Below are 25,096 nucleotides of genomic sequence, written 5' to 3'. Positions count from 1 at the left end.
AGCCGCCGGGGCGCCGCCGTGTCGGTGGGGTATCCGTCGCTGGGGTGTCGGACGCAGCGCTGGCCGGCAGGACGATGGGCTCGGTCAGCGCCTCAGGCTCGGCACGGGTGGGCGCGGCGCCGGGGCCGGCGGCAGGCCGTTTAGGCCCGCGGGCAGGCTGCTGTCGCGGCTCAGGGGCACGCGGCGGTGTCGCCGCAGCTGGTTTCGCTGCAGCGGGCTTAGGTGCCGCTGGTCGCGCCGCAGGGCCTGCGGGACGCTTCATGCGCGAGCGCCTGGACGATGACTCATCCGCGCGTACCCGCCGCCGACTCATCGGCGAGAGATTCGAGCAGCTGCGGAACGATGCGGTACACGTCACCACAGCCGAGTGTCACGACGAAGTCGCCGTCTCTGGCGATGGTGCCGAGGTAGTCGGCGGCATCCTGCCATTCGGGGATATAGGCGACGTGAGCCGGGTCCTGGAAGCGTTCGGAGACCAGCGCACCGGTCACGCCGGGTTCGGGGTCTTCCCGGGCGCCGTAGACCGCCAGCACGATGGTCTCGTCGGCGTATTTCTCCAGTGTGTCGGCGAATTCCTGGGCGAACAGCCGGGTGCGGCTGTACAGGTGCGGCTGGTGCACGGCGATGATCCGGCCGGCGCCGACCACCGTGCGTGCGGCGGACAGCGCCGCGGCGACCTCGGTGGGGTGGTGGGCATAGTCGTCGTAGACGCTCACACCGCGCACGGTGCCGTGCAGCTCGAACCGGCGCTCGGTGCCGCCGAACGCCGAGATCGCCGCCAGGGAAGCGGCCGGCTCGAAGCCGAGCCCCACGAGTACGGCGAAGGCGCCCGCCGCGTTGATGGCGTTGTGCCGGCCGGGGATGCGCAGGGTGGCGGAGTAGTCGACGCCGTCCCAGGTCACGGTGAAACTCACCGGTCCGCTGGTGCCGATGGAGTGCACCCGCGCCGTGGCGCCCTCGGCCTCGCCGAAGGTGATGATGCGCTTGTCGGTGAGCCGGGCGGTGACGTGCACGGCGCCGGGGTCGTCCGAGGAGACCACGACGAATTCGTCGGCGTTCTGGGCGAATTCGACGAAGGCCGCTTCGAAGGCCTCGAGCGAGCCGTAGTGGTCGAGGTGGTCGGGGTCGACGTTGGTGATCAGCGCGACGCCGGTGTTGTAGAGCAGGAACGAGCCGTCGGACTCGTCGGCCTCCACGACGAAGAGGTCGTCGGCGCCGCTGCCGGCGCTGACGCCGAGGGATTCGATCACCCCGCCGTTGACGAAACTGGGGTCCTGGCCGAGGCCGAGCAGGCCGGTGACGATCATGCCCGTCGAGGTGGTCTTGCCGTGCGCGCCGGCGACCGAGACAAGCCGGTGCGAGCGGATCAGCCAGGCCAGCGCCTGGGACCTGTGCAGCACCGGGAGACCGCGTTCGGTGGCGAGGACGTACTCGGGGTTGTCCTGCCAGAGTGCGCCGGTGACGACGAGGCTGTCCGCGTCGCCGACGTTGGCGGCGTCGTGACCGATGGTGATGGTCGCGCCCAGCTCGCGGAGCGCGTGCACATTGTCGGAGTCGCGTGAGTCTGAGCCGGTCACGGTGTGGCCCGCGGCCAGGAACAGTCTGGCGATGCCGCTCATTCCCGAGCCGCCGATGCCCACGAAGTGCACAATGCCGAGGTCTTCGGGAACTATCAGGGTCAGGTCAGGCTTGATCACGTGAAGGTCTTTCTGGCTGGCGGTGCGCGGGGTGGTGCAGGTTCTGCGGGTTCAACGTTACGCGGAGTGCGGTGCGGTCGCACCCGCCGCCTCGTCGATGAGGTCGATCGTGCGCGCGGTGCCGTCGAGCACGCCCGCGGAGTGGGCGGCGACGCTCATGCCGTGGATGCGCTCGGGCTCGGCGAGGACCGGCAGCAATTCAGACTGGACCCAGCCCGGCAGGAAGGCGGCGTCATCGACGAGGATTCCGCCGCCAGCGGCCACGACGTCGGCGGCGTTGAACCGCTGTTCGCCGTTGCCGACCGGGTACGGCACGAACACGGCGGGGATCCCGAGGGCGCTCAATTCGCAGACCGTGGCAGCTCCGGCACGGGAGACGGCGAAGTCGGCGACGGAGAGCGCCAGATCCATCCGGTCGCAGTACGCGATCATCCGGTAACCGGGCAGGTTCGGATCGTCGACCTCGGCGGAGGTACCGGTGATGTGGAGTACCTGCCAGCCGGCGTCGGTGAGGACAGCCGCGGAATCCACGACGGTGCGGTTGATGCGGCGGGCGCCGAGCGAGCCGCCGGTGACCAGCAGGATCGGCCGGTCGGCGTCGAGGCCGAAGAAGGCCAACCCGGCCGCGCGGGAGCCGGCCCGATCGAGAGTCTCGATTTCCCGGCGCAGCGGCATCCCGACGACCCTGGCGTGGCGCAGCCGGGTACCGGCGAAGGCGACCCCGACCGAACGGGTCAGTAGGGCGCCGACCCGGTTGGCCAGCCCGGGCTTGGCGTTGGCTTCGTGGATGGCGATCGGTACGCCGGCCCGGCGCGCGGCCAGGTAGGCCGGCGTGGCGACATAACCGCCGAAGCCGACGACGACATCGACGCGGCGGTCGCGCAGGACGGTGACCACGTCGTTGATGGCGCGATTGAATCTCGGCGGGAAGCCGAGCGCCGCGCGGTTGGGCCGCCGGGGGAAGGGCAGCCGCGGGACTATCAGCAGTTCGTAGCCGCGTTCGGGTACCAACCGGGCCTCGAGGCCCTCGGCCGTGCCGAGGACGAGGACCGTCGCGTCGGGCTCGCGCAGGCGGAGCGCGTCGGCGACCGCGAGCAGCGGGTTGACGTGGCCGGCGGTACCGCCCCCGGCCAGCAGGTATGTGGTCATCGGGTGGTTCCTCGTTTCGGTGCGGCACCGACGGGCGCCGGGCGTGCGGGCGCGGCCGCAGGGTCGCGGGTCTTGGCGTCCTCGCTCAGGTTGTGGTCGCTTCTGGCGAAGGACAGCACCACCCCGATCGCCGCGAGGGTGGTCAGCAGCGCCGTGCCACCGGCGGAGATCAGCGGCAGGGGCACACCGAGGACCGGGAGGACTCCCAGCACGACACCGATGTTCACGAGGGCCTGGCCGATGATCCAGACCATGACGGCCGCGGTGGTGACCTTGATCTGCATGTTGGCCGTACCACGCATGATGCGGATGAATGCGAACGCCAGCAGGACGAACATCAGCAGGACGACGATGCAACCGATCAAGCCGAGTTCTTCGCCGATGATGGCGAAGATGTAGTCGTTGTCGGCGGCAGGCAGCCAAGACCACTTGGCCTTGGAGTTGCCCAACCCCACGCCGAACACTCCCCCGTTGGCCAGGGCCCAGGTGCCGTGCAGGGGCTGCCAGCACGCGGCGGAGATGGTGCCCTTCAGCTCGTCGCAGCCCTCCGCGGCGAAGCTGAGGATGCGGGTCATCCGGTTCTCGCTGCTGATAGCGAGCAGGATGCCGGCGACAGCACCGACGATCAGGGGCAGGGCGAGCATCCGCAGTCGCAGCCCGGCGAAGAACAGCGCGCCGAACAGGATGCCGGCCATGATGATCACGGTACCGAGGTCACCGCCGATCATCACGAGCATGACCGCGCCGCCGCCGACGCCGAACACGGGGATGTACACGTGTCGCCAGTCGTCGAGCTTGTCTTTCTTCTGCGCGAGGATCACGCCGAGCCAGATCACCAGGGCCACCTTGATGGCTTCGGAGGGCTGGAACTGCACACCCGCGATGGATAGCCAGTTGGTGTTTCCCGCCACGGTGACGCCGAGCGGGGTGAAGATCACCAGGCACTGGAAGAAACAGGAGATACCGAGGGCCGGCCAGGCGACGCGTTTCCAGAACGTCACGGGCAGCCGGCTGATCACGAGCATCAGCGGGATTCCGAGCACCGCGAAGATTCCCTGCCGAAACAGCCCACCGAAGAATCCGGCGTCTTCCAGGTAGGAGTCCACCGACGAGGAGGACAGCACCATGACCAGGCCGAAGACGACCAGGAAGAGCGTGGTGCCCAGCAGGAGCAGGTAGTTGGTGGATTCGGCCCGGAACACCCGGCCGAGGTTGATCCGCGTCAGGCTACTGCCGCGGTCCTGGGAACTGTGGTTCTCGGCGGCCTCAGGCACCCGGGTACGAGGACGAGTCTTCATGCGACCCACCTCCCAAATAATCGTGTACGGCCTGGGCGAACTTCGACCCGCGTTCCGCGTAGCTGGCGAATTGGTCCATGGATGCGGCCGCCGGGGCCAGCAGGACCACGTCCCCGGCCGTGGCGAGGGATGCGGCCAGAACGACCGCGGACGGCATGACCTCCCCAGTGTCATCCGAGTCGATCTCGAAGACGCGCAGGGCGGGGGCGTGTCGTCTAAATGCCGCCAGGACTTCCTCGCGCTCGACGCCGATCACGACGGCGCCGCGCAGCCGGCCGGCGTGCTTGGCCACCAGGTCACCGATGTCGACGCCCTTCAGCAGGCCGCCGACCAGCCAGACGACGGAGTCGAACGCCGCCAGCGAGGCATCCGCCGCGTGGGGATTGGTCGCCTTGGAGTCGTCGACCCAGCTGATGCCGTCGCGGATCGCCACGACCTCGATGCGGTGCGCGTCGAGACTGAAGGTGGCCAGGGCCGCCCGGATGGCCTCCGGCGACACGTCGAAGGACCTGGCGAGGGCGGCGGCGGCCAGGATGTTGGCCACCACGTGCGGCGCGGCCAGCCCGGCGGCGGCGAGGTCGGTGATGGTGGTGAGCTCGATGGCGCTGTCGAAGCGGTCCTCGAGGAACGCCCGGTCGCAGAGGATCCCGTCGACGATTCCCAGGTCGCTGGGTCCCGGCACGCCCAGGCCGAAGCCGATGGCTCTGGCGCCGTCGTTGACGTCGGCGTCTTCGACCATCCGCATCGTGGCGAGGTCGGCCTTGTTGTACACGCAGGCGACGGTGGTGTTCGAGTAGACCTTGGCCTTCGCATCGCGGTACGCGCTCGCGGAGCCGTGCCAATCGATGTGGTCGTCGGCGATGTTGAGGCAGACGCTGGAGACCGGGACCAGGGCGCCGGGGCCGGTCAACGGCAGGTGGTGCAGCTGGTAGCTGGACAGCTCGACGACGAGCACGTCCCAGCCCTGGGGGTCGCGGATGGCGTCGAGCACGGGCACGCCGATGTTGCCGCAGGGGGCGACCCTGTGGCCGCCGGCAGCGAGCATCGTCGCGGTCATCTGCACCGTCGTGGTTTTGCCGTTGGTACCGGTGACGAGGATCCAGGGCGCGGCGGGACCGACCTTGTCGCGCAGCCGCCAGGCCAGTTCAATGTCGCCCCAGACCGGGATGGCCTGTGCCGCGGCCCACTGGAGCAGGGCGTGGTCCGGGTGGAATCCCGGCGACACGATGATCAGCTCTGCGTTGTGAGCCACCAGTGCCGGGGGCGCGGCGTCGAGGTCGGCCGTGACCAGCGGCACGCCGAGGACCTCGAGCAGCCGGGCTCGCTCGTCGGGGGCGCGGCCGGCAACGACGAGGACCTCGGCGCCGAGCTCGGCGAGGGTGTCCGCCGCGGCGAATCCGGTCATCCCGAGGCCGAGGACGGCTACCCGCAGACCGGACCAGTCGGAGTGCCAGCTGGTCAGGGCGTCCAGACGGTCGGGTGCGGGGGTGGAGTGCGGCGCGTCGTAGGAGTGGGCGCCCATCAACGGGCCAGCCACTCGAGGTAGAACGTTCCGACGCCGGCGGCCACGAGCAGCCCGCCGATGATCCAGAAACGCACCACGACGGTGACCTCTGCCCAGCCCTTGAGTTCGAAGTGGTGATGGATCGGGCTCATCAGGAAGATCCGTTTGCCGCGGGTGACCTTGAAGTACGCGCGCTGCACGATGACCGAGCCGGCCTCGATCACGAAGAGGCCGCCGATGAGAACCAGCAGCAGTTCGGTGCGGCTGAGGATCGCCAGCGCGGCCAGCGCACCGCCCAGGCCGAGCGAACCGGTGTCACCGAGGAAGATCTTCGCCGGCGAGGTGTTCCACCAGAGGAAGCCGATGAGCCCTCCGACGATGGCGGCGGCCACGATGGCCAGGTCGAAGGAGTCCGGGCCGGCGTAACACTTGTACATGTCGGCGATGTCGGATCCGCCGGTGTTGCAGGACTGGTTGGACTGCCAGAAGCCGATGATGATGTACGAACCGATCGCGAAGACCAGGGAGCCGGTCGCGAGGCCGTCGAGACCGTCCGTGACGTTGACACCGTTGGAGGTGGCGGCGACGATCAGGCAGATCCAGATGATGAACGCGGCGATGCCGATGAAGGTGCCCAGCTTCATGAAGTCCAGCGGCAGGTCCCGGATGAACGAGATGTGCGTGGAGGCCGGGGTCTGACCGTATTTGTCGGGGAACTGCAACGCCATCCAGCCGAACGCGCCGGCGACGACGACCTGGCCGGCGATCTTCTGCCAGCCGCCCAGGCCCAGGCTGCGTTGGTTGCGGGTTTTGAGGTAGTCGTCGAGGAAACCGACCAGGCCCAGGCCCACCATCATGAACAGCACGAGCAGGGGTGACGCCGTCAGCGGCCGCTGTTGCAACCACATCGCGAGAAAGTAGCTGACCAGGACGCCGACGATGATGATGATGCCGCCCATGGTGGCCGTGCCGCGCTTGGCGTGGTGGCTCTTGGGTCCGTCATCGCGGATGAACTGGCCCCAGCCGAGTTTGTGGAACAGCCTGATGAACAGCGGGGTGAGCAGCAGGGTGAAGACGAGGGACATCGCTCCGGCCAGGAGAAGGGCTATCACGAGTACAACTTTCCCAGTCGGTCTCCGAGGAAGCGGAGTCCGGCTGAATTTGATGATTTGACGAGCACGGTGTCGCCAGGTTTCACGGTGTCGCGCAGCAGGTCGAAGGCCTCTTCGGCGGTCTCGACGTAGGCCGATTCCCCGTCCCAGGAACCCTCGTTGATGGTGCTGATGTGCATGCGGCGGGCGGCACGGCCGACCACGATCAGTTGGGAGATGTTGAGGCGTACCGCCAGGAGTCCGATCCTGTCGTGTTCCTCGCCGGAGAGCTCCCCCAGCTCGCTCATCTCGCCGAGCACCGCGATGCTGCGGCCGTCGGATTTCCGGATCTGGGCGAGGGTCTTGAGGGCCGCGGTCATCGAGTCGGGGCTGGCGTTGTAGGCGTCGTTGATGACGGTGATGTCGTCCCGTCCACCCATGACCTCCATGCGCCAGCGTTCGGCGACGGTGACGGATTCGAGCGCGGTCACGATGTCATCGATGGGAACCCCGAGGGCGTCGGCGGCCGCGGCGGCGGCCAGGGCGTTCATCACGTGGTGTTCGCCGAGGACCCTGAAGGACACCGGTCGGCTCTCGCCGCCGGGCAGGTGCAGGGTGAAGCTCGTTCCGGTTCGGCTGCCGTGGACGGCGGAGGCACGTACGGTGGCACCGTCGCTCTCGCCGAACCACACCACGCGGGCGGCGGTGACGGCGGCCATGCCGGCCACCCTGTCGTCGTCCCTGTTCAGGATGGCGATGTCGTCGGGGCCGAGGTCGGTGACCATCTCGGATTTGGTGCGCACCGTGGCTTCGATGCCGCCGAAACCCCCGGCGTGGGCCAGGCCGACCTTGAGCACGATGCCGATGTCCGGCCGGGCCATCCGGACCAGACGCCGGATTTCACCCTCGGCACTGGCACCCATCTCTGCGACGAGGAACTGGGTGTCGCCGGTGACTTCGAGCATGGTCAGCGGGGCGCCGACCTCGTTGTTGAAGGAGGCGCGCGCGGCGACGGTGGGGCCGACGCGCTCCAGGACGGCGCGCAGGAGGTTCTTGGTGGTGGTCTTGCCGTTGGATCCGGTGATGCCGATGATCTTCAGTCGGCCGGCGGCGCGGACCCTGGCGATCACCGTGGTGGCGAGGTCACCCAGGGCGACGACGGCGTCGGGAACCAGCACCTGGGCGACGGGCAGGTCGAGCACCCGCTCGACGATGATCACGGCGGCGCCGCTTGCGACGGCGGCCGGCGCGAAGAGATGGCCGTCGGTCTCCTCCCCCGGCTTGGCGACGAAGATGTCGCCGGCGGAGACCTCGCGGGAGTCGGTGTGCACGGCCCCATTGACGACTGATTCGCTGGTCAGGGCGTCAGCGGCAGACGGGTCGACGAGGTGCCCGGGGTAAAGGTGCAGAGTGCCGTTCATGGCTGCGGCAATTTCCGCCAGGGTCAGGGCGATCATCACAGCCACCCGGCTTCCTGCAGTGCGAGTCGGGCGTCATCCCTGGCTGAATACGGGAGCTTCACTCCGGCTACCTCCTGGTAGTTCTCGTGGCCGGGCCCTGCGTAGAGCACGACATCGCCCTCCGCGGCCAACGATAGCGCGCGGCGGAACGCTGTGGCGGGGTCGGGGACCTCGTAGAGTTCCCCCTCTGGCACGGCTTCCCGTGCCGCGGCGAGCAGGGTCGCCCTGATGGTGGCCGGATCTTCGAATCGCGGATGGAAGTCGGTGATGACGACGGCATCCGCGCCGCGGGCGGCAATGGCGCCCATAGCGGCGCGCTTGGTCTTGTCCCGGTCGCCGTCGGCGCCGAAGACCATGATGATTCGCCCGGCGGTGGAGTCGCGGATCGCCCCGAGGGTGTTGAGGAAGGCATCCGGGCTGTGGCCGTAGTCGATGTAGACCAGCGGGCCCCGGTCGCCGGAGATCAGTTCGGCACGTCCCGGGATGTAGGCGTTGATGCCGCCGTCGCGGGTGAGGGCATGCTCGATGGCGGCAAGGTCGAAGCCGCTCTCCACCAGCATCACGATGGCCAGGGCTGCGTTGGCGGCCATGTACCAGCCGAGCAGGGGCACTCGGGTCTGCAGCCGACGGCCATCGGGGCCGTCGAGGGTGAATTCGGTGAAGCGGGCACCGGTCCGCACGACGTTCATGCGCCAGTCAGCATCGGCCGGGCTGCGGTCGGCGTCGGCCGACCCGACCACGGGGTTGTTGCCGAGGGTAGTGACCGGGATCCGGCTCTCCGACGCAATGCGGCGGCCCCACTCGGAGTCAACCGTGACCACTCCGCGGCGGGAGCGGTCGGGCTGGAAGAGCTCCAACTTCGACTCGAAGTACTCCTCCATCGACGCGTAGTCGTCGAGGTGATCGTGGGAGAGGTTTGTGAACCCGGCGACATCGAAGACCAGTCCGTCGACCCGGTGGCGGCTGATCGCCTGGGCAGAGACCTCGATGCCGACGGCCCGGACCTCGGCTTCGCGCATCCGGGCCAGCAGGGCGTGCAGTTCGCTGGCCTCCGGAGTGGTCAGGGAACTGGTCACGGCGATGTCGCCGATCCGGCGTTCCGCTGTGGAGGTGAGCCCGGCGACGACACCGAGCTGACTGAGGATGGCGAACAGCAGATAGACGACGCTGGTCTTGCCGTTGGTGCCGGTGACGGCGAACAGGTCCGCAGGGTTATCGACTGTGCGGTGGATCCAGGCCGCCACGGTGCCCAGCGCGGCGCGGACATCCGCCGTGACGAGGATCGGGAGGCCGCAATCGGCGGCCAGCAGTGCACCGGCCTCGTCGGTCAGTACGGCAACGGCCCCGGCTTCGCGGGCCGCCCTGATGTGGGATGCCCCGTGGATCATCCGTCCGGGCACGCCGACGAACAGGTCGCCGGGCTGCACCGTGCGCGAGCTGAGGCTCACGCCGGTCAGTTCTACGCCCGCGGTGTCGCCGCGGACGTCAAGCTCAAATTCATCGACCAGTCCGGACAACGATCGCGGGACCGGATGCTGAGGACGGAGAGCCGAGGGTGCCAAATCGGTCACGAGGCTCACTTTCTTACCAGGTACCGGGGAGATCAGGCGCGGCGGCGCCCGAGGGAACTGCCCGGTACTTTTTCAGCACCTGACTCATGACCTCTTGAAAGACCGGAGCGGGGGCTGCTGACGAATTCATGTTAACAGGGTCGGCCAGACTCACCGAAACGACGTACTGCGGATCGTCCGCCGGAGCGAAGCCTGAGACCGATACCAGGTAGCCCTTGGAGTACCCGCCGTTGCCGTCTGGCATCTGTGCGGTACCGGTCTTGGCGGCGGCCCGGTAGCCCGGGATTTCCCAGGTGTCGGCCAGCCAGGCCTTCTGGTACACCATCTCGAGGATGTCCGCAGTGTCGCGTGCCGCCTCGGCTGACACGACCTGGGTGCCCTCCGCCGCGGGAACGTCGGTGAGGGTGCCGTCTGCGGCGCGGCAGCCGGAGACCAGCTGCACGGGCATCCGGACGCCGCCGTTGGCGATGGTCTGGTAGATGCTCGACACTTGCAGGGCCGTCGTGGTCAGGCCCTGGCCGAACATTGTGGCGTACTGGGTCTGGTTGTCCCACTCGTCGGCCGGGTGCAGAATGCCGGGGTCTTCGCCGGGGAAGCCGGTCTCGGTTTCGGTGCCGACCCCGAACTTGGTCATGTAGTCGTAGCGCTGCTGATTGGTCAGACGCTCGCCGAACTGCGACGTGCCGGTGTTGGACGACTCGATCAGTACCCCGGTGAGGGTGAGGTTGAGGTCGGGGTGTGATGAGCTGTCATTGATGTTGGCGCCGTTTTCCGGCAGGTAACGGTAGGGGGCGACGACCTGGGATTCGGGGGTCGCCACGCCGGCGTCGATCACGGATGCCGCGGTGAGGGCTTTGAAGGTGGAGCCGGGCTCGTAAGAGGCCGTGAAGGCGCGGGAGCCGCGATCCTCTGGGTTGGTCGTGGCGCTGACATCGTTGGGGTCGACACTCGGGTAGTCGGCCACGGCGACGAGCTTGCCGGTCTTGACCTCCTGCACGATGACGTTGCCCCACGCTGCTCCGGTCTTCTGGGCCTGCTCGGCGAGCACCTTCTGCACAAAAAATTGCAGGTCGGAGTCGATGGTGGTGATGACGTCGCTGCCGTCGGAGGCGGGCTCTGTGGTCACGGTGCTTTCCGGCAGCCGCACGCCGTCGGCGCCGCGCTCGTAGGTCTCCGAGCCGTTGTTGCTGGCGAGGCAGGAATCCTGGCCCACTTCCAGTCCTGCCTGAGCCTCGCCCGCCGACGAGACGAAGCCGACGAGGTTGCCGGCGACGGCGCCGTTGGGGTAGACCCGGCCCGGGTTCTGCTGGAAGGTGAGCCACGGGATATCGAGGGCGGACAGAGCCCGGAACGCATCGACGCCGACCTGCCTGGCGACGAGCGCGTAGTCCGATTTAGGGTTGTCGGCGAGGGCCTCGGTGATGAGGGCCTGGACCTGCTCGGTGGGCAGACCCACGATGGCGCCGATGTCCGCCACGGACTGGGCCAGTGGCACCGTGGTTTCGACCCCGTCGACGGTGCGGGTGAACGGCGAGGCGTTCTTGGGCGACAGTGCCACGTCGTACCGCATCACGGTCCCGGCCAGCACCACGCCATTGGCGTCGAGGATCTCGCCGCGCGAGCCGTAAACGGTTCTCTCGACCGACCGGTTGCCGAGGGAGTCGGCGCTGAGGGTGTCAGCGCGCACCACCTGGATATCGACGAGGCGAACGACGAACACGCCGATGATGGCGACGAGTACAACGATGGTCGCCGCGATCCTGCGCTTGCTGGACATGTGTGTTCTCGCCACGTGGTGGTCCTCCCGTATCGGACTGCCGTGTCTATCGAGTGGTCGGCGACGGCAGGCCGTCGGCTACCGTAACCGCCGCAGGGGCGGTTCCGGCGGCAGGCGCGCCGGAGGCGACGCTGGTTCCCTGGCCGCCGGCGGGCAGCTGGGTGACGAGGGGAACCCCGGTGAGCAGGGAGTTGGGAACGAGGCTGGCGGCGCCGGCCGCTCCGCCGCTGGCGGAGGTCGGCGCCCCGAGAACGGCGCCGTCGGACAGCCGCAGGTAGGCCGGGGTGGAGTTGCTGACCATGCCGAGTGCTTCGGCGTTGGCGGCGAGGCTCTGCGGCGAGGACACGCGGATGAGGTCTTCACTCACGCTGTCGGCGGTGCGGCCGAGTTCGACCTGGCTGGCTCGCAAGGCCGAGATCTCATAGGCACCCTGAGAGATCCCCACGCTCAGCAACAGCTGAGCCACGATGACGGCACCCACACAGGCCACCGCCGACAGCGCGTAGACGACGCGGGGACGCGTGTGAGTGCTGGGGCTCACGATCTCGATGTGGCGGCGTTCGTCGGCGCCGCTGCGTTCGGTGAAGTCGGGGCGCAGCGGTTCTGTTGTCAGCACCCGGGCCAGGTTGTCGCTCATTCGGCTCTCCTCAGTCGTTCGGCGGCACGCAGGCGAACCGATGTTGCACGGGGGTTGATGGCTTTTTCTTCTTCGGAGGCCAGTTCGGCGCCCCGGATCAGTAGGGTGAACAGCGGTTTGTGCTCCGGGAGCTCCACGGGGAGGCCGGCAGGGGCGCTCGACTGCGATGCGGCAGCGAACATCCTCTTGACGATGCGGTCTTCGAGCGACTGGTAGGCCATCGAGACGATGCGGCCGCCGACGGCCACCGCCTCCATCGCGGCGGGGATGGCGCGTTCGAGGACGGCCAGTTCCTGGTTGACCTCGATGCGGAGCGCCTGGAAGACCCGCTTGGCGGGGTGCCCCATGCGCTGCACGGCAACCGGAGTGACCTTGGTGATCACCTCGACAAGCTGGGCGGAGCGCACGAACGGGGTCGTCGCCCTGGCCTCCACGATCGCCTTGGCGTATCGGCCGGCAAGTTTCTCTTCGCCGTACTCCTGGAAGATGCGGCGGAGGTCCCCCTCGCTGTAGTCGGCCAGGATCCGCTCGGCGGTGAGCGGCGACGTGCTGTCCATTCGCATGTCCAGCGGAGCATCCTTGGAGTAGGAGAAGCCGCGTTCGACCTGGTCGAGCTGCATGCTGGAGACGCCGAGGTCGAAGAGGATGCCCTGCACCTCGCTGATACCGAGGCCGGCCAGCGCGTCGAGGATTCCGTCGTAGACGGTGTGCACGAGGTGGATGCGGTCTCGGAACGGCTTGAGGCGTTCCTCGGCGATGGCCAGGGCGTCGAGGTCGCGGTCCAGGCCCACCAGGGTGAGACCGGGGAACCGGGTCAGCATGGCCTCGGCGTGACCGCCCATGCCGAGGGTGGCGTCGACGAGGATCGCGCCCGGCGCGGCCAGGACCGGGCCGAGCAACTCGATGCTGCGCTCGAGCAGCACCGGAGTGTGGATCTCGTTGAGCTGCGGCCGTTCGGCCGAGGCATCGGGGGTCTTGTCGCTGTTCATCTCGTTGTTCATGTCGTTGTTGTCGTTGTTGTTGTTCATAGCTACCGGGGCGGATCCTGGAGCCTGATCCCCATCCGTTCCGCCTGGCACCGGGGAAGTGTGTCAGGAGGGCAACGGCTGGGAGTCAGGAACCAGGAGCTAGAAGAGTCCCGGAATCACCTCCTCCGTGATGTTGGCGAACGAGGCTTCCTGCTCGATGAGGTAGAGGTCCCAGACCTCGGTGTCCCAGATCTCCACGCGGTTGCCCACGCCGATCACCGTGAGGTCGCGACCCAGGCCCGCGTAGGCCCTGAGGTTGGCGGGGATGGTCACCCGGTTCTGCTTGTCGGGTGTTTCGGCGCTGGCTCCGGACAGGAAGACACGAAAGAAGTCGCGCCCTTCCTTGCTCGTGATGGGCGCCTGGCGGATCTTTTCGTGCACCTCATCAAAATCACGCGAGGTGAAGACGTACAGGCACCGTTCCTGGCCGCGCGTCATGACGATGCCGGTCGAGAGTTCCTCGCGGAACTTGGCCGGCAGGATGACGCGTCCTTTTTCGTCGAGCTTGGGGGCATAGGTCCCGAGGAACATTCATCACCCCTCTCTTCCGGCCAAGGTCAGGTGTTGCTCCACTTTACTCCACTATCAACCACCGCGTCTGGAAAACGCGCGATATTGCTGCGAACTTGCTTGATTATTCCCTGAAAACACTGTGAATCACTGGGTGGAGGAAAATCCCACACTTTGGGGCCGTTTAGGGACATTTTGGGCGCAAAAAAGGACCGACCTGGTGGCCGGTCCTGTTTGGTGAGACGAAGTGGGTGAAAAGGGAGCGTTCGGGGTGGCGGGCGGCGGGAGCCGGGGAATGCAGAACGCCCGCCGTCTGGGTGAGGGCGGGCGTTGCTGGTTATCGCTGAGTGGTTACTGCTGAGTGATTACTGCTGGCCGTCCTGTCGACGGTCCCAGCGGTCATTGAGCTTGTCCATGAAGCCCTGCTGGTTGCGAGCTTGAGCCGGACGGCGGGGCTGGCTGGACGACGGCCTCGTCGCCCGAGCTGTGCGGCCAGGCGTGATGGCCAGGAGCACACCCCCGAACATGATGATGAATCCGACGATACCCAGCCACAGCTGTTGCACCGCGACACCGGCGACAAGAGTCGCTATCCCGACGACGCCGGCGAGTACTCCGAGCACAATAGAACGGTAGTTGGGGCGGAGGCGGGTGCCTCCAACGCTCGCCACGAATTCGGCATCGTTGTGATAGAGACTGCGCTCCATCTCTTCGAGGAGTCGCTGCTCTTGTTCTGAAAGCGGCATCTCATTCCTCCAATTGGGGATCGAGCGGATTAGACCCTAATTCTAGTCCCGCCGAGATGGCTAGGCTAGGCAGGTGACCGAAAGCACTCGACTGGTCGATCTGGTTCATTCTCGTATCGACGAATTCATCAATACGCGTGAGTCAATTGTGACGACCATCAGCGGCGACCTGGCTGTGCTGGTCGACTTCTCACGGCAGTTTCTCAGCGGCGGAAAGCGCTTCCGGGCCCAGTTCGCCTACCTCGGCTGGCAGAGCGTTACGGCCTCCCCCGGGCCCCCCGCGGCGGGCGCTCCCGCCGGCGTGCAGGGCGAGACCGCAGGCATCGTGTCGGTCGCCTCGGCGTTGGAGGTTTTCCACGCCGCGGCGCTCGTGCACGATGACATCATCGACAATTCCGACACCCGCCGCGGTGCGCCATCCGCTCACCGCCGCTTCGAGAGCCTCCACGGCGCCGAAGCGTGGGCGGGCAGCCCCGGTGACTTCGGCCGGGCCTCGGCGATCCTGCTCGGCGACCTCCTGCTGGGCTGGAGCGACGAGCTACTCGACGAGGGCCTCGACGACGCCCCCGACCGGGTCAGCGCCCGTCGCGCGCGGCGGGAGTTCAACCTGATGCGCACCGAGGTCACGGCCGGCCAGTATCTGGACATCCTCGAGGAACGCGCCTGGCTCACCCAGCCGGAGGCGGAGCTCCTCGACCGCGCCGTGCGGGTGATCATCTTCAAGTCGGCCAAGTACAGCGTTCAGGCTCCCCTCGTGATCGGCGCCGCCCTCGCTGGAGCCACCGACGACCAGCTGGACACCCTGCGTGCTTTCGGCCTGCCGCTCGGCATCGCCTATCAGCTGAGGGACGACCTGCTCGGAGTTTTCGGGGACGCAGCAGTGACCGGCAAGCCCAGCGGGGACGACCTGCGCGAGGGCAAGCGCACAGTCCTGATCGCTCTGGCGAGGGAGCGCCTGGACACGTCCTCGCTGCACACCGTCGACCGGCTGCTCGGCCGGCCCGACCTGACGCCGGATCAGATCTTGTCGTTGCAACAGATCATCGTGGACAGCGGAGCCGTCGACAGGGTGGAGACCCTCATCCAGCAGAACGTCGGCCAGGCGCTGGAGGCGTTGACCGGATCGGACGTGGCGGCCGGGGTCGCGGCAGAGCTGACCGACTTCGCTGGAACGGTAACGCGGCGCGTCTTCTAGTAGCGCGGCGCGTGTCTCAGCACCGCGCCACGTCGTCTAACGACGGGGCGCGGGGGCGTGGATCGAAAGTGCGATCAGGCCAGGGCTTGAGCGACGCGACGGACCTCGGCCTTGCGGCCGGCCAGAAGTGCGTCGATCGGGGGAACTCCGAGGCTGTCGTCCACCTCGAGCAGCCACTCCATGGCCTGGTCGTCGGTGAAACCGTCGTCGGCGAGCACGATCAGGGTGCCGCGAAGCTCACCTACCGGCGCGCCATCACGGATGAAGGAGGCGGGCACGCTGACCTTGCCGTCGCGGCGGACGGCGAGCAGGTGCTTGTCCTCGATGAGCTGCCGAACCCGGCTGTGGCTGATGCCGAGGACCTCTACGAGGTCGGGAATGCCGAGCCAGTCTGGGCCGGAGGCGGATGTTTGAACAGAAGACGATTCGGTCACCCCTCAAGCTTCCCATGATTCGTCATCGCCGACAAACCCCTGCTTCGTCGCCAATTCCAGACACTTCCTGGGGCGTACCCGCGTGGTTAATTGACTCGGCATTCCATCTGTGTCAGCGTTGAGAACACGTCAGCTCTCACGGAGACAGCTGTCGACGAGTAGTCAACGAGCGGAGCCTCATGTCGGTTAGAGCCAGCAAGATCGAAACGGGGACGGTCCGACCGGACTCCCCCGTCGAGACCAGCTCAGCACGGCACCGCCCGGCTCCGACCGGAATGCGGCGGTCCATCGGCGCCTTCGCCAGCATTCCCCTTGTTGTGGTGAGCACCCTCGCGATCGTGCTCAACCTGGCATCACCGGCCCAGGCCGCCACCGCCCTCAAGAAGCCGTTGAAGAGCCGCACCACGGTGCCGCAGGTTGCCGTGAAGCCGGCGCAGGCCGTTCAGCCGGCCACGGCGACGCCCGCGCCCAGCCAGTACACCGTCGTCGACGGGGACACCATCAGCGCCATCGCCGGCAAGTTCGGCCTGTCGACGGCTTCGGTTCTGGCCCTGAACGGGCTGGGATGGTCCGCCGTGATCTTCCCCGGCCAGGTTCTCACCCTGTCCACGGCGCCGATCGCCGTCGCCGCCACCCCTGCCCCTGTCGCGACCGAACTCACCAGGTACACCATCAAGTCCGGCGACACACTCAGCGGCGTCGCGGCCGCCCACGGGGTGCCCACCGACGCCCTGTTCAGCGTGAACGGTCTCGGCCGCAACAGCATCATCTTCCCCGGCCAGGTCATCGTGCTGCCCGCCTCCGGTTCGGCCGCTGCCGCCGTCACGACGGTCGCCTCGACAACTGTCACGGCCTCGACGCCCGGCAGCCACACTGTGGTGGCCGGCGACACCGTGGACAAGGTCGCCACCGGCGCCGGAGTTTCGGTGCAGGCGATCCTCGAAGCCAACGGCCTGGGCTACTCGAGCATCATCTACCCCGGCCAGGTGCTGACCCTCCCCGGCGCCGCATCCGCGAGCCCCGCTCCGACAAGCACCGCACCGGTCCTCAACGCTGTCCCCGCCGTGGTCATCACACCCGCTCCGGCCCGCGGTACCGTGACGCCCCTCACAGCGGACATGGCCGCGAACGCCCGTCTGATCATCTCCGTCGGACGGGACGCCGGCGCGAGCGATGCCGCCCTCGTCGTGGCTCTGGCCGCCGCCGCGCAGGAATCCGGCATGCGCAACATCGACTACGGCGACCGCGATTCGCTCGGTCTCTTCCAGCAGCGCCCCAGTTCCGGTTGGGGCACCGAGGAGCAGGTCATGGACGCGGAGCGGGCCACCCGGGCCTTCTTCGGCGGATCGGTGAACCCGAACCCCGGCATCACCCGTGGGCTCCTGGACATCCCGGGCTGGGAGGCCATGACGGTCACCCAGGCGGCACAGGCCGTTCAGCTGTCCGGACACCCCGACCTCTACGCCAACTGGGAAGCATCCGCCCGCAGTTGGCTTGCCGACCTCGGCTGAAACCGGCGATCCGAAGGATCAGTGACCGAATCGTGTCACGCCGCGCTGCGGGCCGTCCAGAGGAACGCCCGACTTTTCCGTAGACTCATCGGGTGACCGAAAGCCCCACAGACCCCATGATCGGCCGTCTCATCGACGGCCGCTATCAGGTGCGCTCCCGGATCGCCCGCGGCGGTATGGCCACCGTGTACCTCGCCACAGACCTGCGCCTCGAGCGCCGGGTGGCCATCAAGATCATGCACGGCCACCTGGCCGACGACAACGCGTTCCGCAGTCGCTTCATCCAGGAGGCCCGCTCCGCGGCCCGACTCGCCCACCCCAACGTGGTGAACGTGTTCGACCAGGGCCAGGATGCCGACATCGCCTACCTGGTGATGGAGCACCTGCCCGGCATCACGCTGCGTGACCTGCTCAAGGACTACGGCAAGCTCACGCCCGAGCAGACCATGGACATCCTCGAGGCGGTGCTCTCGGGTCTCGCAGCCGCACACAAGGCCGGCATCGTGCACAGGGACGTCAAGCCTGAGAACGTGTTGCTCGCTGACGACGGTCGCATCAAGATCGGTGACTTCGGGCTCGCCCGCGCCGTGAACAACAACACCGCCACCGGTCAGGCCCTGCTCGGCACCGTGGCCTACCTCTCCCCCGAACTCGTCACCCGCGGCATCGCCGACGCCCGCAGCGACATCTACGCCCTGGGCATCATGACCTACGAGATGCTCACGGGCGAGCAGCCGTATGTCGGTGAGGCTCCCATGCAGGTGGCGTACCAGCACGCCAACGACACCGTGCCGATGCCCAGCCTGGTCGCGCCCGGCACTCCCACCGAGCTCGACGAACTCGTGCTCTGGGCGACGGCACGCGACCCCGAAGAGCGTCCCCGTGATGCCAGAGTGATGCTCGACCAGCTGCTCGACGTGGAAAAGCTCGTGAGGCCCCAAGGCGACACAGCCATGCAGGCCACCATGGTGCTCCCCCGGGGCATCGCGGCCGCATCGGCCGACGCCGAAACCCAAATCCTCGGCCGCAGCCCTCTGGCCGTCGCGCCCGCCGCCGCAGTCGCGCCAGCAGACGACGACGAACCCGACAACACCGCCCAGCTCGCGGGCAGTGCCACGAAGCGCCGCCGCCGGGGTTACTGGTTGTTCGCCCTGATCGTGTTCCTGGCCGCCCTGGCCGGCGGTGTCGGCTGGTACTTCGGTGCCGGTCCCGGTTCGGAGGTCCAGGTTCCTTCCCTGGTTTCGGTGAGCCCGGAGGAGGCTACGGCGACACTCGAAGAGCTCGGCCTCGTCGCCGAGCAGGGCACCGAATACAGCACCGAGATCCCGGCCGGGCTGATCGTCAGCACCGACCCCGGCGACGGGGCCCGAGTTGCCCAGGGCAGCACGGTGACCCTCAACGTCTCGCAGGGACCCGCGCCGATCACGCTGCCGCCGCTGGCCGGTCTCAGCGCGGATGCCGCCGCCTCGGCCATCGCCGAAGCGAAGGCCGTTCCCGGTCAGGTCGACGAGGTGTTCAACGGCGACGTGGAGGAGGGCCTGGTGCTCTCGGCCAGCAGGGAGAGCGACGGCAGCGACATCTCGGCGGGCGGTGACTACTTCGAGGGGCTCAACGTCAATCTCGTGGTGTCGCTCGGACCCATCCCCGACGTCGGTGGGGAGTCGCTCGATGACGCCGTCAGCATCCTCGAAGACAAGGGCCTCGTCGCCACAGCAGGCGAGGAAACCTACAGTGACACCATCGCAGAGGGCGACGTCATCTCGGTCGCCGCTGCCGAGGAGGGTCCGATTCGGGCAGGCTCGACTCTCATCCTCACGGTGTCCCGCGGCCCAGAGCCGGTGGAGATCCCTGATGTGGTGGGGATGGCCTGGAGCGAGGGCAAGCAGGTGCTCACCGACCTCGGCTTCAAGCTGAACTACAACCTGGCCGCGGATGCCATTGCGGCGATCATCAGCATCAAGTCGACGGATCCGGCGGCTGGTACCCTCGCGGCCAAGGGCAGCTCCATCACCCTGACCCCCACCAACCCCTTCGGCTAGACCTACCGTCTCCTGCTCGAGGCACGAGCGCAAGCGCGACCGACGGACGGGGCGCGACCCTCTCCGCTGGTTGACCCTGTCGCAACCACGCGGGACGACCCCGCCAGGCCGCCGACGGGCGGGGCGCGACACACGGGCACGTCACCCGGTGTCAGATGCGAGATGCCCCGCTACGGACGAGTTGCCCCGGGATACGGGAGCAGCTCGTCCGGAACGGGGCAACTCGGTGGTGCTGGTCGTGCGGGTTAGCGGGCCGCGAGCTCCTCGGCGACCAGGAACGCCAGTTCGAGCGACTGCATGTGGTTGAGCCGCGGGTCGCAGAGCGACTCGTAGCGGGTTGCCAGGGCGGCCTCGTCGATGTGCTCCGAGCCACCGAGGCACTCGGTGACGTCGTCGCCGGTGAGCTCCACGTGGATGCCGCCGGGGTGCGTCCCCACGGCGCGGTGCGCCTCGAAGAAGCCCTTGACCTCGTCGACGACGTCGTCGAAACGACGGGTCTTGTAGCCGGTGGGCGTGGTGACGCCGTTGCCGTGCATCGGGTCGGTGACCCAGAGCGGCATGGCGTCGCTGGCCTTGATCGCCTCGAGCAGCGGGGGCAGGGCGTCGCGGATCTTGCCGGCGCCCATCCGGGTGATGAAGGTCAACCGGCCGGGCTCGCGGTTCGGGTCGAGCTTGTCGATCAGGCGCAGCATGTCGTCGATCGAGGTGCTCGGGCCGAGCTTGACGCCGATCGGATTGCGCACGCGGGACAGGAAGTCCACGTGGGCGCCGTCGATCTCCCGGGTGCGTTCGCCGATCCAGACGAAGTGCGCCGAGGTGTTGTACGGCGTTCCGGTGCGGGAGTCGATGCGCGTCATGGGGCGCTCGTAGTCCATCAGCAGGCCCTCGTGGCTGGTGTAGAACTCGGTGCGACGCATGGCCTCGAAATCGGCCCCGCAAGCGATCATGAACTTGATGGCGCGGTCGATGTCCTTGGCCAGGCCCTCGTAACGCTGGTTGGCCGGGTTCTTGGCGAAGCCCTGGTTCCAGCTGTGCACCTGGCGGAGGTCCGCGAAGCCGCCCTGGGTGAAGGCGCGAATGAGATTGAGGGTGGACGCCGACGTGTGGTACGCCTTCACCAGCCGGTCGGGGTCGGCCTCGCGGGACTCCGGGGTGAAGTCGTAGCCGTTCACGATGTCGCCACGGTAGGCCGGCAGGGTGACGCCGCCGCGGGTTTCGAAGTCGCTGGAGCGGGGCTTGGCGAACTGACCGGCCATGCGGCCCATCTTCACCACGGGCATCGACGCACCGTAGGTGAGCACGACGGCCATCTGCAGCACTGTCTTCACCCGGTTGCGGATCTGCTCCGCGGTGGCGCCGCCGAAGGTCTCGGCGCAGTCGCCGCCCTGCAACAGGAAGGCCTCGCCGCGGGCGGCCTCGGCCAGGCGGTCGCGCAGGATGTCCACCTCGCCGGCGAAGACCAACGGCGGCTGGGTGGCCAGCTCGGCGGAGGCGGCCGCGACGGCATCGGCATCCGGCCAGGCCGGCTGCTGCTTGATGGGAAGGGTGCGCCAATAGTCCAGTCCGGCGATCACAGATTTGTCTGCCATTACAACCGGTTCGGTGGGGTCTACCACGGGACTGAGCCTGTTTTCTCTAATGCGGCCCGCACGAGCGCGGGTCTGGGATGAACGATATTCGAGCCTAGCGTGAAAGGCTGGCGCGCTTCTCTTTGACACTGGTGGCGTACACGTCGACGTACTCCTGGGTACTGAGGCGGCGCAGTTCGTACATCAGCTCGTCCGTCACGGAGCGCAACACGAATCTGTCACCCTCCATTCCCTCGAACCGGCTGAAGTCCAGCGGCTCCCCGATGACGATGCCGATCCGGCGCACCTTGGGGATGCGGGTGCCGGTGGGCATGGCCTTCTCGGTGTCGATCATGGCCACGGGGACGACGGGGACGCCGGCCTCCAACACCATGCGGGCCACACCCGTGCGACCCCGGTACATCCGGGCGTCCGGGCTGCGAGTGCCCTCCGGATAAATACCGAGCGCTCCCCCGCCGTTCAGGACCGCGAGGCCGGTGTTCAGGGAGTCCTCGGACGCCTTGCCCCCGGAGCGGTCGATGGGCAGCTGGCCGGTGGCCTTGAAGAACTGCTTGGTCGCCCAGCCCTTGAGGCCGGTGCCGGTGAAGTACTCGCTCTTGGCGAGGAAGACCACCCGGCGCGGCACCACCAGAGGCAGGAAGACCGAGTCGATGAAGGACAGGTGATTGCTCGCCAGAACGACACCGCCCTCCTTGGGGATGTTGTCCAGCCCGATCACCCAGGGCCGAAACAGGCCGAGCAGCAGCGGGCCGGCCACAACATTCTTCATGAACCAGTAGAACATCGGTGTCCTTAGATAAGCGGATGCCGGCCGGCGCAGTCGCGCAACACGCGGTGGAGAAACACAGCCAGCCTACTCACCGGTGACGTGTCGGCGGGCGAGGTCGGCGGCGCCGACGACGCCGGCGTCGTTGACGAGTTCCGCGATCGCGAACTCTGCCTCGGGGTGGTAGCCGCGGGCGGGCAGGTTGGCCAGGTAGGCGGTGCGGATCGGCTCCAGGAGCTGCTCGCCGGCCGCGGCGACACCGCCACCGAAGACGAACACCTGCGGGTCGAGCACCGCGGCGAGGCTGGCGCAGGCCTGGCCGAGCGAGGTGCCCAGCTGGCGCAGCGCCGCGAGGGCGCCGGGGTCGCCGTCCTGGATCAGCCGGCCGATGTCCTTGCCGGTGAGCTTGCCGCGCTTGCCACGGGCGGCGGCCAGGCCCAGGCCGATGCCGCCGGCATCCGCGAACTCGTTGGCGATGCGGGCCAACGCTCGGCCGGAGCCGTACTGTTCGATGCACCCGTGCGCGCCGCAGCCGCAGGGCAGGCCGTCGGGAACGACGCGCATGTGGCCCAGCTCGGCGCCCACGCCGAAGCCACCGCGGAACAGGCGGTCGTTGGAGACGATGGCGCCGCCGACGCCGGTGCCGATGGTGAGGGTGACCATGTCGCTGTACAGGCGGCCGGCGCCGAAGCAGAATTCGGCCCATCCGGCGGCGTTGGCGTCGTTCTCGACGATGATCGGCAGCGACAGGCGCGACTCGAGCTTCTCGCGCATCGGTTCGTTGCGCCAGTTGATGTTCGGGGCGTAGTACACGGTCGACTGGGCGGCGTCGATGAACCCGGCAGCGGCGACACCCGCAGCGATGACGTCTTCGCCGGCGGAGAGATCCTTGATCATCTCCACGACAGCGTTTTCGATCTCGCTCGGGTTCGCGGCGTCGGTCGGTCTACGATCCGACTTGATGATGGTTCCGAATTCGTCGACGAGGGCACCGGCGATCTTGGTTCCGCCGATGTCAATCCCAATGGCGTGCACGAGCGCACCTTTCGTTGGTGGAGCAACAGGAAGTTCTTCAGGTCGGCTCAAAAAAGGAACGGGGCACGCAGCGACCTGATCGACCACGCAAGGCACCCCCTAGAGTGTAGTAAATGACTACGCCGCCGGGAGAATCGCAGGTTCGTGTCGATTCAGCGGCTAGAGTGGTCGCACTTACCCGTCCGGTGCCAAAGGAGTTACCGTGAAACAGTTCGATGAGCCCGCCGTCGTCCCCGCAGACCCGAACGCGAACGTCACCGACCTGTTGGTCGACCGTCTCGCCTTGACCCCGCAGCTGGTTCTGTTCTCCCGGCCCGAGAACGGCGGTTGGCTTCCGGTTACGACCGCCGCCTTCCACGCCCAGGTCGTCGCCCTGGCGAAGGGGTTCGTCGCCGCCGGTATTCAGCCCGGCGACAAGATCGGCCTGACCTGCAAAACCCGCTATGAATGGACCCTGATCGACTTCGCCGTCTGGTTCGCCGGCGCGGTGCTCGTGCCGGTCTACGAGACGAGTTCGCCCAGCCAGGTGCAGTGGATCCTCAGCGATTCCGGTGCGACTTCGTTGATCGTGGAGACCGCGGACCACTTCGCCCGATTCGATGAGGTGCACCCCGAGCTGCCCGACGTTGAGACGGTCTGGCAGATCGACCTGGGCGACCTGGACAAGCTCGCCGCCAGGGGCGTCGATGTTCCGGATGCCGAAATCGAGCGACGCCGTCGCCTGGCCGTCGGCTCCGACATCGCCACCCTGATCTACACGTCAGGCTCCACCGGCCGGCCCAAGGGATGCGTGCTCAGCCACGCCAACTTCGTTGAGACCAGCCGCAACGCCGGGATCGCCCTCAAGCCCGTTCTCACCGACGAGAACGGCGCATCCACCCTGTTGTTCATCACCACGGCGCACGTCTTCGCCCGCTTCATCGCGGTGCTCTGCGTGCACGGTGGCGTCCGGGTGGGTCACCAGCCGGACACTCGGCAGTTGCTGCCGTCGCTGGGCAGCTTCAAGCCGACCTTCCTCCTCGCCGTCCCCCGGGTCTTCGAGAAGGTCTACAACTCCGCCGAGCAGAAGGCCGAGGCCGGCGGCAAGGGGAAGATCTTCGAGGCCGCCTCCGAGGTCGCCGTGGCGCACTCCAAGCTGGTCGAGGCCGGCGAGCGGATCCCGCTGGGCATGAAGATCAAGTTCGCGCTGTTCGACAGGCTGGTCTACAGCAAGCTGCGCACCGCGATGGGCGGCAACGTCAAATTCGCGGTCTCCGGCTCCGCGCCGCTCGGCGCTCACCTGGGCCACTTCTTCCACAGCCTGGGCATCGTCATCCTCGAGGGCTATGGCCTGACCGAGACCACGGCCCCCGCCACGGTGAACCTGGCCACCAAGTCCAAGATCGGCAGTGTCGGCCCGGCACTGCCCGGTGTCTCGGTGCGGGTGATGGACGACGGTGAGATCGAGGTCAAGGGTGTCAACGTCTTCACCGAGTACTGGAAGAACCCGGAGGCCACCGCCGCCGTCTTCGACGACGGCTGGCTGAAGACCGGTGATATCGGTGCCCTCGACGACGACGGGTTCCTCTCGATCACCGGGCGCAAGAAAGAGATCATCGTGACCGCCGGCGGCAAGAACGTCGCTCCGGCAGCCCTCGAAGACCCGATCCGGTCGAACCCGCTGGTCGGCCAGGTCGTCGTGGTCGGCGACCAGAAACCGTTCATCGCGGCGCTGGTCACCCTCGACCCCGAGATGTTGCCGGTCTGGTTGAACAACAACCACGAAGACGCCGGGATGTCTCTCATGGACGCGTCGGTGCACCCGAAGGTCCTTGCCGAGGTCCAACGGGCGATCGACCACGCCAACGAGACGGTGTCCAGGGCGGAGTCCATCCGCAAATTCGTGGTGCTGCCCATCGAACTCACCGAGGCCGCAGGCTACCTCACGCCGAAGATGAGCATCAAGCGGGACGTGATCCTCCGGGACTTCGCCGCCGAGATCCAGAACCTCTACGGTGCGAACCCGATGACGGCAGCCGTGCCGGTGCGCGAGACCGCACAAGACTAGGCGCGCACACAC

The 25,096-nt window shown here is 67.7% G+C and carries 20 protein-coding genes; 4 read left to right on the top strand and 16 right to left on the bottom strand.

All coding sequences use genetic code 11. The features are described from left to right. Nucleotides 1-284: 284 nt before the first annotated feature. From murC to E3O57_RS04005, 12 genes are all read right to left on the bottom strand, one after another. The gene (gene murC / locus E3O57_RS04060; protein WP_103479154.1) at nucleotides 285-1,697 is read right to left on the bottom strand and encodes a UDP-N-acetylmuramate--L-alanine ligase; all 1,413 of its coding nucleotides are present in this window, start codon (nucleotides 1,695-1,697) and stop codon (nucleotides 285-287) included. Nucleotides 1,698-1,754: 57 nt separating this feature from the next. Continuing rightward, the gene (locus E3O57_RS04055) at nucleotides 1,755-2,846 is read right to left on the bottom strand and encodes a glycosyltransferase (protein ID WP_103479153.1); all 1,092 of its coding nucleotides are present in this window, start codon (nucleotides 2,844-2,846) and stop codon (nucleotides 1,755-1,757) included. Further along, complete coding sequence (gene ftsW / locus E3O57_RS04050; RefSeq protein WP_103460619.1) at nucleotides 2,843-4,144, bottom strand: putative lipid II flippase FtsW; 1,302 nt, start codon at nucleotides 4,142-4,144, stop codon at nucleotides 2,843-2,845. The genes E3O57_RS04055 and ftsW overlap by 4 nt, the downstream gene beginning before the upstream one ends. Continuing rightward, entirely contained in the window at nucleotides 4,113-5,666 is a 1,554-nt protein-coding gene (gene murD / locus E3O57_RS04045; RefSeq protein ID WP_103460620.1) for a UDP-N-acetylmuramoyl-L-alanine--D-glutamate ligase, read from the bottom strand. Before murD ends, ftsW begins: the two co-directional genes overlap by 32 nt. Next, the gene (gene mraY / locus E3O57_RS04040; protein ID WP_103460621.1) at nucleotides 5,666-6,760 is read right to left on the bottom strand and encodes a phospho-N-acetylmuramoyl-pentapeptide-transferase; all 1,095 of its coding nucleotides are present in this window, start codon (nucleotides 6,758-6,760) and stop codon (nucleotides 5,666-5,668) included. Before mraY ends, murD begins: the two co-directional genes overlap by 1 nt. Then, entirely contained in the window at nucleotides 6,757-8,196 is a 1,440-nt protein-coding gene (murF, locus tag E3O57_RS04035; RefSeq protein WP_103460622.1) for a UDP-N-acetylmuramoyl-tripeptide--D-alanyl-D-alanine ligase, read from the bottom strand. The genes mraY and murF overlap by 4 nt, the downstream gene beginning before the upstream one ends. Next, nucleotides 8,196-9,770, bottom strand: coding sequence for a Mur ligase family protein (locus E3O57_RS04030; RefSeq protein ID WP_103460623.1), 1,575 nt, complete (start codon nucleotides 9,768-9,770; stop codon nucleotides 8,196-8,198). Before E3O57_RS04030 ends, murF begins: the two co-directional genes overlap by 1 nt. A 13-nt stretch (nucleotides 9,771-9,783) precedes the next feature. After that, complete coding sequence (locus tag E3O57_RS04025; protein WP_241990296.1) at nucleotides 9,784-11,562, bottom strand: penicillin-binding protein 2; 1,779 nt, start codon at nucleotides 11,560-11,562, stop codon at nucleotides 9,784-9,786. A gap of 31 nt (nucleotides 11,563-11,593) precedes the next feature. Continuing rightward, on the bottom strand, nucleotides 11,594-12,184 hold the full coding sequence (locus tag E3O57_RS04020) for a hypothetical protein (protein ID WP_103431711.1): 591 nt from the start codon (nucleotides 12,182-12,184) through the stop codon (nucleotides 11,594-11,596). Further along, nucleotides 12,181-13,173, bottom strand: a complete 993-nt coding sequence (rsmH, locus tag E3O57_RS04015; protein ID WP_088457976.1) for a 16S rRNA (cytosine(1402)-N(4))-methyltransferase RsmH — start codon at nucleotides 13,171-13,173, stop codon at nucleotides 12,181-12,183. The genes E3O57_RS04020 and rsmH overlap by 4 nt, the downstream gene beginning before the upstream one ends. 138 nt (nucleotides 13,174-13,311) lie before the next feature. Beyond that, nucleotides 13,312-13,743, bottom strand: a complete 432-nt coding sequence (gene mraZ / locus E3O57_RS04010) for a division/cell wall cluster transcriptional repressor MraZ (RefSeq protein ID WP_088456053.1) — start codon at nucleotides 13,741-13,743, stop codon at nucleotides 13,312-13,314. Between the two features lie 344 nt (nucleotides 13,744-14,087). Then, on the bottom strand, nucleotides 14,088-14,468 hold the full coding sequence (locus E3O57_RS04005) for a DUF3040 domain-containing protein (protein WP_103460625.1): 381 nt from the start codon (nucleotides 14,466-14,468) through the stop codon (nucleotides 14,088-14,090). Between the two features lie 73 nt (nucleotides 14,469-14,541). Here E3O57_RS04005 and E3O57_RS04000 point away from each other — a divergent pair, with 73 nt between their 5' ends. Further along, the gene (locus tag E3O57_RS04000; protein WP_103479152.1) at nucleotides 14,542-15,663 is read left to right on the top strand and encodes a polyprenyl synthetase family protein; all 1,122 of its coding nucleotides are present in this window, start codon (nucleotides 14,542-14,544) and stop codon (nucleotides 15,661-15,663) included. A 74-nt stretch (nucleotides 15,664-15,737) separates the two neighbouring features. On the opposite strand, the gene E3O57_RS03995 is transcribed toward E3O57_RS04000, so the two are convergent. Further along, complete coding sequence (locus tag E3O57_RS03995; protein ID WP_103460627.1) at nucleotides 15,738-16,097, bottom strand: Rv2175c family DNA-binding protein; 360 nt, start codon at nucleotides 16,095-16,097, stop codon at nucleotides 15,738-15,740. A gap of 179 nt (nucleotides 16,098-16,276) precedes the next feature. On the opposite strand from E3O57_RS03995, the gene E3O57_RS03990 reads away from it, so the two are divergent. Both E3O57_RS03990 and pknB read left to right on the top strand, forming a co-directional pair. After that, the gene (locus E3O57_RS03990) at nucleotides 16,277-17,608 is read left to right on the top strand and encodes a LysM peptidoglycan-binding domain-containing protein (RefSeq protein WP_241990295.1); all 1,332 of its coding nucleotides are present in this window, start codon (nucleotides 16,277-16,279) and stop codon (nucleotides 17,606-17,608) included. Nucleotides 17,609-17,700: 92 nt separating this feature from the next. Then, complete coding sequence (pknB, locus tag E3O57_RS03985) at nucleotides 17,701-19,647, top strand: Stk1 family PASTA domain-containing Ser/Thr kinase (protein ID WP_103460629.1); 1,947 nt, start codon at nucleotides 17,701-17,703, stop codon at nucleotides 19,645-19,647. 245 nt (nucleotides 19,648-19,892) lie between these two features. Here the strand turns inward: pknB and E3O57_RS03980 are convergent, their stop codons facing one another. The 3 genes from E3O57_RS03980 to E3O57_RS03970 form a co-directional block, all read right to left on the bottom strand. Continuing rightward, complete coding sequence (locus E3O57_RS03980; protein ID WP_088456047.1) at nucleotides 19,893-21,236, bottom strand: class II 3-deoxy-7-phosphoheptulonate synthase; 1,344 nt, start codon at nucleotides 21,234-21,236, stop codon at nucleotides 19,893-19,895. Nucleotides 21,237-21,330: 94 nt separating this feature from the next. After that, nucleotides 21,331-22,020 carry a 1-acyl-sn-glycerol-3-phosphate acyltransferase gene (locus tag E3O57_RS03975; RefSeq protein WP_103431705.1) on the bottom strand — a complete coding sequence of 230 codons (690 nt, stop codon included), beginning with the start codon at nucleotides 22,018-22,020 and terminating at the stop codon, nucleotides 21,331-21,333. A 69-nt stretch (nucleotides 22,021-22,089) separates the two neighbouring features. Then, nucleotides 22,090-23,037 carry an ROK family glucokinase gene (locus E3O57_RS03970; RefSeq protein ID WP_088456045.1) on the bottom strand — a complete coding sequence of 316 codons (948 nt, stop codon included), beginning with the start codon at nucleotides 23,035-23,037 and terminating at the stop codon, nucleotides 22,090-22,092. Between the two features lie 202 nt (nucleotides 23,038-23,239). Between E3O57_RS03970 and E3O57_RS03965 the strand changes: the two genes are divergently transcribed. After that, complete coding sequence (locus tag E3O57_RS03965; protein WP_103460630.1) at nucleotides 23,240-25,084, top strand: long-chain fatty acid--CoA ligase; 1,845 nt, start codon at nucleotides 23,240-23,242, stop codon at nucleotides 25,082-25,084. Nucleotides 25,085-25,096 lie beyond the last annotated feature (12 nt).

It is taken from the genome of Cryobacterium sp. TMN-39-2, assembly GCF_004402745.1.
GTDB lineage: Bacteria > Actinomycetota > Actinomycetes > Actinomycetales > Microbacteriaceae > Cryobacterium > Cryobacterium zongtaii.
The sequence above is the reverse complement of the archived record's forward strand: the minus strand, read 5'-3'. Positions and strand labels throughout refer to the sequence as shown.